Genomic DNA, 12,337 nt, shown 5'->3' with positions numbered 1-12,337 from the left:
ATCACGTGGGGGACGACCCCCCACACCCCCGCAGGGGTTCCGCTCGCTGGCGCTCCCGGAACCCTGCCCGAGACCGGCTGCGGCACAATGACCGCGTGGCCCAGATCCGGCAGCTCCGCATCGTCGCGACCCTGCTCTTCGCCTTCGCCGTCGCGCAGGCCGGTCTGGGGTCGGGCTACCTCGACGGGGTCGCCCCGCTGCTGATCGCGCACCTGACGAACGCGTTCGCCGTCCTCGTGCTCGCCGTCATCGGCGCGGTGCTGGGCGTGACGCTGCGGCGTTCCGGTCGCCCGGGCTGGACCCTCTTCCTGCCGGTCGGGATCATCGTGGCGATCGCCGTCCAGATGATGCTCGGCTTCGCCGAGGTCAAGGGCGCGCACGTCTTCCTCGGCGTGCTGATCCTCTGCACCATCACGGCCTACTGCTCGTACGCCTGGCGCCTCCGGCTGCCGGAGACCGGCGCGACCACCGCGGCCGCGCCGACCTCGGCCTGAGCCCCGACCCCCCGGGCTAGTAGCCGGCGGGCTTCGAGGGCACCTCGAGCCAGCTCCGGAAGAACCAGCCCAGGTCCTGGTCGCTGACCTTCTCCGCGAGCGCGACGAACTGGCTGGTCCGCACCGACCGGCCGGCCTGGTTCTTCGACCACGCGCGCAGCAGGGTCTTCATCTTCGCGTCGCCGATCCGGTGGCGCAGGGCCTCCAGCGTCAGCCCGCCGCGGGTGTAGACCGGCTCGCCGAAGAGGTCGGCCGGGTCCTCCAGCGCGTTCGGCGCGGGCTTCCAGAGGTCGGAGGACGCGTCGTTCCCGTCGTACGTCTTCTGGAAGGCCTGCCAGGTGGTCGGCCCACCGTGCTCGGCGGCCCAGTTCGCCTCCGCGTACGTGGCGAAGCCCTCGTTCAGCCAGATGTCGCCCCAGTCCCGCGGGGTGACCGAGTCGCCGAACCACTGGTGCGCGAGCTCGTGCACCAGGGTCGAGTCGTCGGGGACGCCGTCGAAGAACGGCCGGGTCTGGGTCTCGAGCGCGTAGCCCACGCCGAGGTCCTGGATGACCATGCCGGTGCCGTCGAAGGGGTAGCGGCCGTACTGCTTCTCGCTGAAGGCGAGGACCTTCGGCAGCAGCTTGCGCTGCGCCTCGGCCTTGCCCAGGCTCGGCTGGACGAAGCTCCACGCGGTGATCTTGCGACCGTGCTGGAGCTTGACCGTCGAGCGGTAGACGTCGAAGTCACCGATCGCGGCCAGCGAGAGGTAGGTCGCCATCGGCTGCTTCTGGCGCCAGCTCCACGTCGTCCGGCCGCCGGAGGTCTTGCGGCTCCGGAGGACGCCGTTGGACGCGGCCGCGAGCTTCTTCGGGACGGTGAGGGCGACGTCGAAGGTCGCCTTGTCCCGCGGGGTGTTGTTGTTCGGGAACCAGGTCTGCGCACCGACCGGCTCGGAGAGGGCGGTGGCCCCGGTCTTGCTCGGGACCCAGCCGTCCTGCGCGCCGTCCGGGTCGATGTGGGTCACGGGCTTGCCGTGGTACTTGACCACGACCGTGAACGTCCCGCCGGCGGCCTTGGCCGGCGTGACGACGAGCTTGGTCCCGGTGCGCGCGAACGTCGCGTCGCGCCCCTCGACCCGCACCCGGTCGACCTCCAGCCCCTCGAGGTCGAGGGAGAACGACGACAGCTTCTTGTCGGCCTTCGCCTCGATCGTCGTGGTCGCCTTCACGGAGCCGTCGGGCGCGTACGCGAGCGCGATCTTGTAGTGCCGCACGTCGTAGCCGGTGTTGCCGATCTCGGGAAACAGGGAGTCGTTGACGGTCGTGCCGCCGGCGACCGGTGCGGGCGCGGCGGCCGGGGCGACGGTCGCGACCGGCGCGGCCGATGCGGCCATCGGTGCGAGCGGCAGCAACGACACGGCGAGGGCGCCGGAGCCGAGCGTGACCGCCCAGCGGCGGAGGGGAGGGTGCATCTGGTGCTCCTTGGTTCGACGCCCGGGCCGGCCGGACCCGCGAGCGCGGGTCCCGTCCTGGTGGGCGGGCGTCACGCTAACGGGAGCCGCTGACACCGGCCGGGTCAGGTCGCCGACGTCCCCCGACCGGGACGAGCAATGCTCCGCTCGGGCCCGTCCGCGCTCGACGCTCCCTCAGGAGGCGTCGTCGGCCGGCGCGTCCTCCGCGAACGCTCCGGGGCCGTCGGCCAGGAGCCGACGGAAGCCCGCCGCGTCGAGCTGAGGCGTGCCGAAGGCCTCCGCCTTGGTCAGCTTGGAGGCGCCCGGGCTGTCCCCGACGACGACGAACGCGGTCCGCTTCGAGACGGTCGAGGCCGCCTTGCCGCCGCCGGCCAGGATCGCCTCGGCGGCCTCCTCGCGGCTGAAGCCCTCGACCGTGCCGGTGACGACGATCGACAGTCCCGCCAGCGGGCCGGCGGGCGCCGTCACCACGGCCTGCGGCCCGGGGTGGCCCGGGATCTCGAGCCGGACGCCGGACGCCGCCCAGCGGTCGACGATGGCGGCGTGCCAGTCGACGGCGAACCAGTCGACGAGCGCGTCGGCGATGATCGGTCCGACGCCGTCGACCGCGGCGAGCTCGTCGCGCGAGGCCGCCCGGATCGCGGTGACCGAGCCGAAGTGCTGCGCCAGCGCGCGGGCCGCGACCGGCCCGACGTGGCGGATCGACAGCGCGACCAGGTAGCGCCAGAGGTCCCGGGTCTTGGCGACCTCGAGGTTCTTCAGCAGCTCCTCGGCCTGCTTGGACGGGAAGCGCGCGTCGGCGTCGAGCGGGGCGCCCGCCTCGCGCGCGGCACGGCGCTCGGCCGCGCTCGCGTTCCGCTGGAACGGTGCGAGCCGCTTCTCGGTGCCGTCCTCGGCGAGGCGCGGCAGCCCGGTCTCGGGGTCGCGCGGCACGACGCGGATCGGGAGCAGGTCGTCCATCGTGAGGTCGAACAGGCCCGACTCGTCGACGAGGGGCGGCGTCGCGGGGACCGAGGGCTGCGTGAGGGCGGCCGCGGTCACCTCGCCGAGCGCCTCGACGTCCAGGGCGCCCCGGGAACCGATGTGCTCGACGCGGCCGCGCACCTGGGCGGGGCAGCTGCGGGCGTTCGGGCAGCGCAGGTCGACGTCGCCCTCCTTGGCCGGGCGCAGCTCCGTCCCGCACTCGGGGCAGCGCGTCGGCATGACGAACGCCCGCTCCGTCCCGTCGCGCAGCTCGACGACGGGGCCGAGGACCTCGGGGATGACGTCGCCGGCCTTGCGGAGCACGACGGTGTCACCGATCAGGACGCCCTTCTCCTTCACGACGTCCTGGTTGTGCAGGGTCGCCTGGCGCACCTCGGAGCCGGCGACGAGCGCCTTCTGCATCACCGCGAACGGCGTCGCGCGTCCGGTCCGGCCGATCGAGACGACGATGTCGAGCAGCTTGGTGTGCACCTCCTCGGGCGGGTACTTGAACGCGGTCGCCCAGCGCGGCGAGTGGCTCGTGGCCCCGAGCGCGACGTGCAGGTCGAGGTCGTCGACCTTGACGACGATGCCGTCGATCTGGTGCTCCACCGAGGCGCGCTCCGCGCGGTACCGCTCGATGAACGCCCAGACGTCGTCGACCGTGTCGAGGACGCGGTAGTGGGTGGAGGTCGGCAGGCCCCAGGTCGCGAGCAGCTCGTACACCTGGCTCTGCGACGTGACCGGACCGGTGGGCACCGACTCCGCGCGCTCGATCTGCTCCACCGGCCAGGCCCCGATGCCGTGCACGAGCATGCGCAGGCCGCGGATCCGGGCCTCCATCAGGGCCAGCCGCTCGGGGCCCTTGCCCTCGGCCTTCTGCCGCAGCGAGCCGGAGGCGGCGTTGCGGGGGTTCGCGAAGAGCCGCTCCCCGGCGGCGGCCTGCCGCGCGTTCAGCGCGTCGAAGTTCTCGACCGGGAAGAAGATCTCGCCGCGCACCTCGACGAGCTCGGGGTGGCCGGTCCCGGCCAGGCGAGTCGGGATCGTGCCCATGGTGCGCACGTTCGGCGTGACGTCCTCGCCCGTGACCCCGTCACCGCGGGTCGCGGCCGAGGTCAGCACGCCGCGCTCGTAGCGCAGGTTGATCGCCAGGCCGTCGATCTTCAGCTCGCACAGCCAGCGCACGGGGGCGTCGGGTGCGCGCTTCGCGGCGTCGCGCTGGACCCGGCCCGCCCACTCGTCGAGCTCGGCCCGGCTGAAGACGTTGTCGAGGGAGAGCATCGGCTCGCGGTGCACGACCGGCGCGAACAACGTCGTCTCCGGTGCGCCGCCCACCGTCTGCGTGGGACTGTCGGGCCGGAGCAGCTCGGGGTACTTCGCCTCGAGCGCTTGGAGACGTCGTACGAGGTCGTCGTACTCCTGGTCGGAGGCGGTCGAGGAGTCGCCCTCGTAGTACTCGTGCCGCAGCTGGTCGATCCGGCCGGTGAGGTCCGCGACCTCCTTCGCCGCCTCGGAGGACGCAGCGACCACGGTGTCGGTCATCCCGCGAGTTTAGGGGCGGGCCGAGCGGCGGCCCCGAGGGCACGACCGAGCGTCAGGCGAGCAGCAGACCGACCAGCGCGCCCGGGGCGAAGAAGCCGGAGTCGTCGCCGATCCCGAAGCCCCAGCTGCCCGTCATCGCGTGGTAGACGTACCAGCCCACCCCGAAGATCGCGAGCATCGCGCCGAGCAGGACCAGGCCGACCCAGATGCGCATCCGCCGCTTCTGGCCCGTGCTGGGGACGAGCTCGGGACCCCACTCGCCCAGCCGGGGCTGCACCCGAGGCGGGGTGGCTCCGTTGAGGTTGAGGTCCGAGAACGCCGCGCGCAGCCGCATGGCGCCAAGGGTAGCGAGCACCAGGTCACGCCCGGGGTGCCGAGACGAGCTCACAGCCAAGCATCAGGTAGGCCGTCCCTCCGCGCCGTGGGGTCAGCCCGGGTGGAGGACGGCCACGCCGCGGGCCACGAGCACGAACCGCGCCGTACGCCCGACGAGCACGGCCACGGCGAACCAGCCCAGCCGCATCTTCGTCGCCCCGGCCAGCAGGGCGACGGCGTAGAGCGGGGGGAGGCCGGTCACCGCGGCCAGGAGCACGATCGGCAGGCCCCAGCGCTTCTCGCCCACCAGCCGCAGCAGGGCGGCGACCGCCCGGCTGAGCCGACGCCGGGTCGGGCCGGCCGTGCCGCGCCGGAACCGGGCCCGCTCGCGACGGATGAAGGGGAACTGCTTCCCGCGCCGCACCCCGAGGAAGAGCAGCACCTTGCCGAGGGTCTGGCCCAGCGCGACGCCGAGCACGACGGGCGCCGCCCGGCCGATCGAGGAGAGGCCCGAGACGACGACGTAGCTCTCGGCGTTCACGAGCGGCACCAGGGCGGAGAGCACGCCGTAGCCGAACGACGTCACGAGCTCGCCCAGCTCCGCCCAGCCGTACCCCTCCACGCCCACCCCCTGCCCGGCATCATGCCTGGCGAGACGGCGGCGCGCAGCCGGCGGGGGCTCAGCGTCGGCGGCGGGGTCCTAGGTGACGAGAGCGGCGAGGTGGTGGAGCCGGGCGATCTCGGAGTCGAGGAACACGGGCCCGCCCTGACGGCCGATGACGATGACCCGGTCCTGCGTGATGGGCGTGACGACGACGGTGCAGTCCCCCCAGCCGGGCGCCCAGCCGCTCTCGAGATCGAGCCGGTGCGTGACGTCGAAGGGCGCGAGCCGGCCGGCGAGCTCGGGACCGACGTCCGGGGCGAGCGTGGTGGAGAAGGTCATCTCGGGCCCACCCGGTCCGGTGGCGACGAGGATCGCCCAGTGCGACCGGAACACGACCGGGCAGAGCGAGACGAGGGTCTCGGCCGCGTGCACCGGGTCGGCGGTCATCCGTTCGAGCGCCTCGAGGTCGGACTGCAGGCCCCCGCCCTCGGGGTAGCGGGCGATCCACTCGACGCGCACGCCCTCGAGGTTCTGGCAGGCGCTGACCAGCGTCTCGGGCAGCTGGTTCGGCGGCAGGTCGACGATGAAGTCGTCGACGACGACGCCGTCCCCCTTCTCCACGATCTCGACGGCGTTGATGTCACCGCCGACGCCACCCATCGCGGACGCCACCGAGCCGAGCGAACCGGGCCGGTCAGGCAGGGTCACGCGCATGAGGAACACGGCCACATCGTCGCAGAACGGCGTTACCGAATCATGTCGAGCGCGTAAGAGGCCTGGTGAGCCGTGTCCGGCCGGACGGGCGCTGCGTGGCAACCTCTCCTCATGCCGCGCTTCGAGCCGTTCCGCGCCCTCCGCTACGCGGCGCCCGACCTGGAACCGCTGCTCGCCCCGCCGTACGACGTCCTCGACGCCGCCGACGTCGACGCGCTCCAGGCCCGGTCGCCGCAGAACGTCACGCGCGTGGACGTGCCGCGCGGGGGAGCGGACCGGTACGGGGTCGCGGCGACCACGCTCGACGGCTGGGTCGCCGACGGCGTCCTGGTCCTCGACCCGGAACCGTCCTTCACGATCTACCGGCTCCGGTTCGCCGACGGCCACGGGGTCGCGCGCGACGTGGCCGGGGTCCTCGGCGCCCTCGAGGTCGTGGACGCCGGCGCGGGCGGGGTGCTGCCGCACGAACGCACCACGCCGAAGGACTCGACCGACCGGCTCGAGCTGACCCGGGCGACGCGGGCCAACCTGTCGCCGGTCTGGGGGCTGTCGCTGGCCGCTGGTCTGGCCGACCTCCTGGCCGCTCCGGGCGAGCTGGTCGGCCGCCTGGTCGACGACGCCTACGGACGCCGTGTCGAGCACGTCTGGGAGCGCGTCACCGACCCGGAGCGGGTCCGCGCGATCCGCGACCTGCTGGCCTCCGACGACGTGCTGATCGCCGACGGGCACCACCGCTACGCGGTCGGCCGGACGTTCCGCGACGAGGTGCGCGCCGCCACGGGGCGCACCGACACCGCCGCCGAGCTCACGCTCGCCTTCGTCGCCGAGCTCGTGGCCGACCAGCTGAGCGTGGAGCCGATCCACCGGCTGTACTCGGGCGTGGACCCGGCGGCGCTCCGCGCGGCGCTCGAGCGATCCTTCGTCCTCACCGAGGTGGCCGGCGACGAGGGGACCGTGTCCGCGGTGAACGCCACGTCGATGGTCCTCCTCACCGCCGACGGGGCCTGGCGGCTGGACCCACGACCCGGCGTCCTCGACGGCGTCCGCGCGCTCGACGGGGTCTGGCTGGAGACGACGCTCGACGGTCTGGACCCGCAGGTGGCCTACCACGCCGGGGTGCAGCCCGCCCTCGACGCCGTGACCCAGGGCAGGGCGGTGGCCGCGGTGCTCGTCCGGCCGCCGAGCCTGGCCGAGATCGAGCGGACGGCCCGTGAGGGCCTGCTGATGCCGCCGAAGTCGACGTTCTTCACGCCCAAGCTGAAGACCGGGGCGGTGCTGCGACCGCTCGACCTCTGAGCGCGCGCCCGCGCCGGGGGAAACGGCTCGGAGACCGACCGGGCCGCGGTCCTAGGATGGAACTTCGCCCGCTGCGCAGCGGCGGGCGCAGACGCGCACGTGATCTAGAGGAGTACGCCCCGTGGCCTTGACGCCCGACGACGTGGCCGAGCTGGGCCGGCTGGCCCGGATCGAGCTGACCCAGGACGAGCTCGCCCACCTGGCGCCGCAGCTGGACGCGATCCTGGAGGCGGTCGCCAAGGTGTCCGAGGTCGCCGCGGCCGACATCCCGCCGACCTCCCACCCGCTGCCCCTGCAGAACGTCTTCCGCGCCGACGTGGTCCGCCCGTCGCTGCCGCGCGAGGCGGTCCTTGCGGGCGCACCCGCGGCCGAGGACGACCGGTTCCGCGTCCCGCGGATCCTGGGGGAGGACGCCTGATGAGCGACGACCTGACCCGCGCCACCGCCGCCGACCTCGCCGGGCGGATCGCCTCGGGCGACGTCAGCTCGGTGGAGGTCACCCAGGCGCACCTCGACCGGATGACCGCCGTGGAGCCCGCGGTGCACGCGTTCCTGCACGTGGACGGCGAGCGTGCGCTGGCCGCCGCCGCCGAGGTCGACCGGGCCCGCGCGGCCGGTGAGACCCTCGGGCCGCTGGCTGGCGTCCCCGTGGCGCTCAAGGACGTGCTGACGTACGCCGGCGCCCCGACCACCGCAGGCTCCAAGGTCCTGCAGGGCTGGGTCCCGCCGTACGACGCCACCGTCACGCGCCGCATGCTCGACGCCGGGCTGGTCATCCTGGGCAAGACCAACCTCGACGAGTTCGCGATGGGCTCCTCGACCGAGAACTCCGCCTACGGCCCCACCCACAACCCGTGGGACCTCGACCGGATCCCCGGTGGTTCCGGGGGCGGCTCGGCCGCCGCGCTGGCCGCCTTCGAGGCGCCGCTCGCGATCGGCACCGACACCGGCGGCTCGATCCGCCAGCCGGCCTCGGTCACCGGCACCGTCGGGATCAAGCCGACGTACGGCGGCACCTCGCGCTACGGCCTCGTCGCCCTGGCCTCGAGCCTCGACCAGCCCGGGCCCTGCGCGCGTACGGTCCTCGACGCGGCCCTGCTGCACGCGGTCATCGGCGGGCACGACCCGCTCGACTCGACGTCGGCGGACGCGCCCGTGCCGGACGTCGTGGGCGCGGCCCGTTCCGGGGACGTGCGCGGGATGAAGATCGGCATCGTGCGCGAGCTCGGCGGCGAGGGCTACGCGCCCGGCGTCGAGCAGCGGTTCCGCGAGGCGGTCGACGTCCTGTCCGGCCTCGGCGCGGAGATCGTCGAGGTCTCCTGCCCGAGCTTCACCTACGCGCTGCCGGCGTACTACCTGATCCTGCCGAGCGAGGCGAGCTCCAACCTGGCCAAGTTCGACGGGATGCGCTTCGGCCTGCGGGCCGGCGACGACGGCAGCCACGACGCGGAGGAGGTCATGGGGCTGACCCGCGAGGCCGGCTTCGGTGCCGAGGTCAAGCGCCGGATCATCCTCGGCACGTACGCGCTCTCCAGCGGCTACTACGACGCCTACTACGGGCAGGCGCAGAAGGTCCGCACGCTCGTCACGCGCGACTTCGAGGCGGCGTTCGCGCAGGTGGACGTGCTCGTCTCGCCCTCGACGCCGACGACCGCGTTCCGGCTCGGGGAGAAGGTCGACGACCCGCTGGCCATGTACCTGAACGACCTCTGCACCATCCCGTCCAACCTCGCCGGCAACGCGAGCGCGTCGTTCCCGGTGGGCCTCGCCCCCGAGGACGGGCTTCCGGTCGGTCTGCAGGTGATGGCGCCGCCGCTGGCCGACGACCGGCTCTACCGCGTCGGTTCCGCGCTCGAACGCGCGCTCGAGGAGCGCTGGGGCGGTCCGTTGCTGGCCCAGGCCCCCGAGCTCGTCCTGCGTCCCGAGCTCGTCGAAGGAGGACCCCAGTGACCACCACCGCCCCCGACCTCGTCCTGGACTACGACGACGCGGTCGCCCGCTTCGACCCGGCGCTCGGCCTCGAGGTGCACGTCGAGCTGAACACCGCGTCGAAGATGTTCTGCGGCTGCTCGACCGTGTTCGGCGCCGAGCCGAACACCCAGGTCTGCCCGACCTGCCTCGGCCTGCCCGGCTCGCTGCCGGTCGTCAACGCCAAGGCGGTCGAGTCGGCGATCCGGATCGGTCTCGCCCTGAACTGCTCGATCGCGGGGTGGTGCCGCTTCGCGCGGAAGAACTACTTCTACCCCGACCAGCCGAAGAACTACCAGATCAGCCAGTACGACGAGCCCATCGCGTACGACGGCTGGGCCGAGGTCGAGGTGCCCGACGACGAGGGCGTGCTGCGCACGTACCGGATCGAGATCGAGCGCGCGCACATGGAGGAGGACACCGGCAAGTCGCTGCACGTGGGCGGCGCGACCGGGCGCATCCACGGCGCGGACCACTCGCTGCTGGACTACAACCGTTCCGGGGTGCCGCTGATCGAGATCGTCACGCGCCCGATCGAGGGTGCGGGGAAGTACGCGCCGGCCGTGGCGCGGGCGTACGTGGCGATGCTGCGCGACCTCCTGCGCTCGCTCGGGGTGTCGGACGTACGCATGGAGCAGGGCTCGCTGCGCTGCGACGCCAACGTGTCGCTGCGGCCGACGCCCGAGTCCCCGCTGGGCACGCGGACCGAGACCAAGAACGTCAACTCCCTGCGCAGCGTCGAGCGCGCCATCCGTTTCGAGATCGGCCGCCAGGCCGCCGTGCTCACCGACGGCCGCCGGGTCAAGCAGGAGACGCGGCACTGGCAGGAGGGTCCGGGCACGACCTCGTCCGGCCGGAGCAAGGAGCAGGCGGAGGAGTACCGCTACTTCCCCGACCCCGACCTCGTCCCCGTGGCGCCGAGCCGCGAGTGGGTCGAGGAGCTCCGAGCGTCGCTGCCCGAGGCCCCGGTCAAGCGGCTGCGCCGGCTCAGCTCGGCCTGGGGCTTCAGCGAGGCCGAGCTGCGTGACGTCGTCGCCTCGGGTGCGGTCGACCTGGTCGCCGCGACCGTCGACGCCGGCACGACGCCGCAGGCCGCCCGCAAGTGGTGGCTGGGCGAGCTGACCCGCCGCGCGAACGCCGACGGCGTCGAGCTCGAGCAGCTGCCCGTGGGCCCGGCCGAGGTGGCGCAGCTCCAGGGCCTGGTCGACGCCGGCACGCTCAACGACAAGCTGGCCCGCGAGGTCCTCGAGGGCGTGCTCGCGGGCGAGGGCTCGCCGTCCGAGGTCGTCGAGAAGCGTGGCCTCGCGGTCGTCTCCGACGACGGCGCTCTCGGCGCGGCCGTCGACGAGGCCATCGCCGCCAACCCGGGCGTCGCCGACAAGATCCGCGCCGGCAAGGTCCAGGCCGCCGGCGCCCTCATCGGCGCGGTCATGAAGTCCATGGGCGGCAAGGCCGACGCCGGCCGCGTACGCGAGCTGGTCCTCGAGCGCCTGACGTAGCGAGAGTGCGCTCGCGCACCTGGATCTGTCGGTCTCAGGTGCGCAGGTGCACTGTCGCGAAGAGGTGCCGCCACTCGTCGTCGAAGCTGGGTGCAGGACCGCGGTAGCCGCCCTCGACGATCGCCTCGTAGACGGTGAGCACGACCGCTCGCGGGGACCGCATCCTCTCGGCGGTCACCCGGACCAACCGATTCTTGTCGGCCACCAGCTGCTCCTGGCGTCGGATGTCGCGGTTCCACTGGGTGCGGTCGGTGCGGTGCTGATCGCCCTCGTACTCGATGACGGTGCGATACGCCCACAGCAGCAGGTCCACCCGGCCGACCGGACGCCCGCGCGCGAGGACGACTGGGTTCACGTCGGGCTCAGGAAGTCCGGCCAGGACGATCACCAGCCGGAGCCGCGTCTCCTGCACCGAGTCCACCCGCGCGCGGACGAGAGCCGCCGCTCGTCGTGCGACGCGGGACCCTCGCCCCGACGCGATGGATGCCGCTGCGACGAGCGCTTCCGGAGTGGTGCATCCGAGGCGTACGAGCCAGTCCCCGGCAGCCACCAGCTCGACGAGATCGAGGTCGACGGCGCTGGCGACGAACGCGTCCTCGGGTCCGAGGGACGGGAGCTCGCCGACGGTCGCCAGCTGCGGTTGGGTGGAGGTCCGCCTTACCCGGACCTCGGGCCGGCGTACCGGATGGGGGTGCGTGGTGACGAACCGGAGCGGGGCAGCCCCGCCGAGGTCGACACCCTGCAGACGGAGGGCGGTCAGTCCGTCCGCGCCGGTGCCGGACGGCAGGACGAGCAAGGCCGCAGCGACACGGTCCCGCTCGCCCGGATCCTCGTCACCGAGGAGGTAGGCACCGCGGAGCTGGCGCCTCACGCTCCGACCACGCAGCCGTCCGCGACCGAGGCCCGGGCTCGCGGCCTGGGAGGTGGTGAACGGCTTGGGCACGCACCGACTCTGCCCGAAGTCGGCGGCCATGCGCCCTTGCCCTGTGGACAACTTCGGCCGCAACCGCGAGCGTGCGCTTGGGCACCCCTTCAGGGCTTCGAAGGGTGCGCGAGCGCACTCTCGACGGGGTGACCCTAGCTGCGGGTCTCCGCGTCGGTGGTCTTCACCGACAGCACCGGAACCGTCGACTCGAGGATCAGGCGCTGGGCGATGCTGCCGAGGACGGCCTTGCCGATGGGGGAACGCTTGCGGACGCCGACGACGAGGCGGGTGACCTCGGAACGTTCCTCGATGGCCTGCAGCACCTGCTCGACCTCGTCGATGTCGGAGGCGCCGTCGGGGACGACGACCTCGACGGGGACGCCCGCGGCGAGCCGGGAGGTGTCGAGCTCGGCGCCGGTGAGGTTGATCGCGGTGAGCTGCACGTGGAGCTGGGCGGCCTCGTTGGCGGCGGCCTCGAGGGCGGCGAGGCCCTCCGGGCTGTCGGTGACGGCGACTAGAACGCTCATGGGCTTCCTCCTGCGTCAGACGGGCGGCACCCCGCCG

General features: G+C 73.3%; 12 protein-coding genes. 5 read left to right on the top strand and 7 right to left on the bottom strand.

Going from position 1 to position 12,337, the window contains the following annotated elements:
• The first annotated feature begins 95 nt into the window (after window positions 1–95).
• Window positions 96–494 carry a hypothetical protein gene (locus tag FHX39_RS11610; RefSeq protein WP_183338589.1) on the top strand — a complete coding sequence of 133 codons (399 nt, stop codon included), beginning with the start codon at window positions 96–98 and terminating at the stop codon, window positions 492–494.
• Window positions 495–510: 16 nt separating this feature from the next.
• On the opposite strand, the gene FHX39_RS11605 is transcribed toward FHX39_RS11610, so the two are convergent.
• The 5 genes from FHX39_RS11605 to FHX39_RS11585 all read right to left on the bottom strand — a co-directional run bounded on the left by FHX39_RS11605 (window position 511) and on the right by FHX39_RS11585 (window position 6,085).
• Window positions 511–1,947, bottom strand: a complete 1,437-nt coding sequence (locus FHX39_RS11605) for a M1 family metallopeptidase (RefSeq protein WP_183338587.1) — start codon at window positions 1,945–1,947, stop codon at window positions 511–513.
• Between the two features lie 174 nt (window positions 1,948–2,121).
• Window positions 2,122–4,452, bottom strand: coding sequence for an NAD-dependent DNA ligase LigA (gene ligA / locus FHX39_RS11600; RefSeq protein WP_183338585.1), 2,331 nt, complete (start codon window positions 4,450–4,452; stop codon window positions 2,122–2,124).
• Between the two features lie 52 nt (window positions 4,453–4,504).
• Entirely contained in the window at window positions 4,505–4,786 is a 282-nt protein-coding gene (locus FHX39_RS11595; protein WP_183338583.1) for a hypothetical protein, read from the bottom strand.
• A gap of 93 nt (window positions 4,787–4,879) precedes the next feature.
• The gene (locus FHX39_RS11590; RefSeq protein ID WP_183338581.1) at window positions 4,880–5,389 is read right to left on the bottom strand and encodes a YqaA family protein; all 510 of its coding nucleotides are present in this window, start codon (window positions 5,387–5,389) and stop codon (window positions 4,880–4,882) included.
• A gap of 78 nt (window positions 5,390–5,467) precedes the next feature.
• Complete coding sequence (locus FHX39_RS11585; protein WP_183341305.1) at window positions 5,468–6,085, bottom strand: ACT domain-containing protein; 618 nt, start codon at window positions 6,083–6,085, stop codon at window positions 5,468–5,470.
• 111 nt (window positions 6,086–6,196) lie between these two features.
• Between FHX39_RS11585 and FHX39_RS11580 the strand changes: the two genes are divergently transcribed.
• From FHX39_RS11580 to gatB, 4 genes are all read left to right on the top strand, one after another.
• Window positions 6,197–7,381 (top strand): DUF1015 family protein, encoded by a 1,185-nt coding sequence (locus tag FHX39_RS11580; protein WP_183338579.1) that lies wholly within the window; start codon window positions 6,197–6,199, stop codon window positions 7,379–7,381.
• A gap of 121 nt (window positions 7,382–7,502) precedes the next feature.
• Window positions 7,503–7,799 carry an Asp-tRNA(Asn)/Glu-tRNA(Gln) amidotransferase subunit GatC gene (gene gatC, locus FHX39_RS11575; RefSeq protein ID WP_183338577.1) on the top strand — a complete coding sequence of 99 codons (297 nt, stop codon included), beginning with the start codon at window positions 7,503–7,505 and terminating at the stop codon, window positions 7,797–7,799.
• Complete coding sequence (gatA, locus tag FHX39_RS11570; RefSeq protein WP_183338575.1) at window positions 7,799–9,331, top strand: Asp-tRNA(Asn)/Glu-tRNA(Gln) amidotransferase subunit GatA; 1,533 nt, start codon at window positions 7,799–7,801, stop codon at window positions 9,329–9,331. Before gatC ends, gatA begins: the two co-directional genes overlap by 1 nt.
• On the top strand, window positions 9,328–10,848 hold the full coding sequence (gene gatB, locus FHX39_RS11565) for an Asp-tRNA(Asn)/Glu-tRNA(Gln) amidotransferase subunit GatB (RefSeq protein WP_183338573.1): 1,521 nt from the start codon (window positions 9,328–9,330) through the stop codon (window positions 10,846–10,848). Before gatA ends, gatB begins: the two co-directional genes overlap by 4 nt.
• Before the next feature lie 34 nt (window positions 10,849–10,882).
• On the opposite strand, the gene FHX39_RS11560 is transcribed toward gatB, so the two are convergent.
• Window positions 10,883–11,791 carry a hypothetical protein gene (locus FHX39_RS11560; RefSeq protein ID WP_183338571.1) on the bottom strand — a complete coding sequence of 303 codons (909 nt, stop codon included), beginning with the start codon at window positions 11,789–11,791 and terminating at the stop codon, window positions 10,883–10,885.
• A 134-nt stretch (window positions 11,792–11,925) separates the two neighbouring features.
• The gene (locus tag FHX39_RS11555; RefSeq protein ID WP_183338569.1) at window positions 11,926–12,300 is read right to left on the bottom strand and encodes a universal stress protein; all 375 of its coding nucleotides are present in this window, start codon (window positions 12,298–12,300) and stop codon (window positions 11,926–11,928) included.
• Between the last annotated feature and the right edge of the window lie 37 nt (window positions 12,301–12,337).

The organism is Microlunatus antarcticus, assembly GCF_014193425.1.
Lineage (GTDB): Bacteria > Actinomycetota > Actinomycetes > Propionibacteriales > Propionibacteriaceae > Microlunatus > Microlunatus antarcticus.
Note: the sequence above shows the minus strand (reverse complement) of the source record. Positions and strands in the feature narration are given on the sequence as shown.

Bases quoted from the DNA above. Each gene is read 5' to 3' on its own strand.
- FHX39_RS11595 (WP_183338583.1), bottom strand. From the start codon at position 4,786: ATGCGGCTGCGCGCGGCGTTCTCGGACCTCAACCTCAACGGAGCCACC.
- FHX39_RS11580 (WP_183338579.1), top strand. From the start codon at position 6,197: ATGCCGCGCTTCGAGCCGTTCCGCGCCCTCCGCTACGCGGCGCCCGAC.
- gatA (WP_183338575.1), top strand. From the start codon at position 7,799: ATGAGCGACGACCTGACCCGCGCCACCGCCGCCGACCTCGCCGGGCGG.
- ligA (WP_183338585.1), bottom strand. From the start codon at position 4,452: ATGACCGACACCGTGGTCGCTGCGTCCTCCGAGGCGGCGAAGGAGGTC.
- FHX39_RS11605 (WP_183338587.1), bottom strand. From the start codon at position 1,947: ATGCACCCTCCCCTCCGCCGCTGGGCGGTCACGCTCGGCTCCGGCGCC.
- FHX39_RS11585 (WP_183341305.1), bottom strand. From the start codon at position 6,085: ATGCGCGTGACCCTGCCTGACCGGCCCGGTTCGCTCGGCTCGGTGGCG.
- FHX39_RS11555 (WP_183338569.1), bottom strand. From the start codon at position 12,300: ATGAGCGTTCTAGTCGCCGTCACCGACAGCCCGGAGGGCCTCGCCGCC.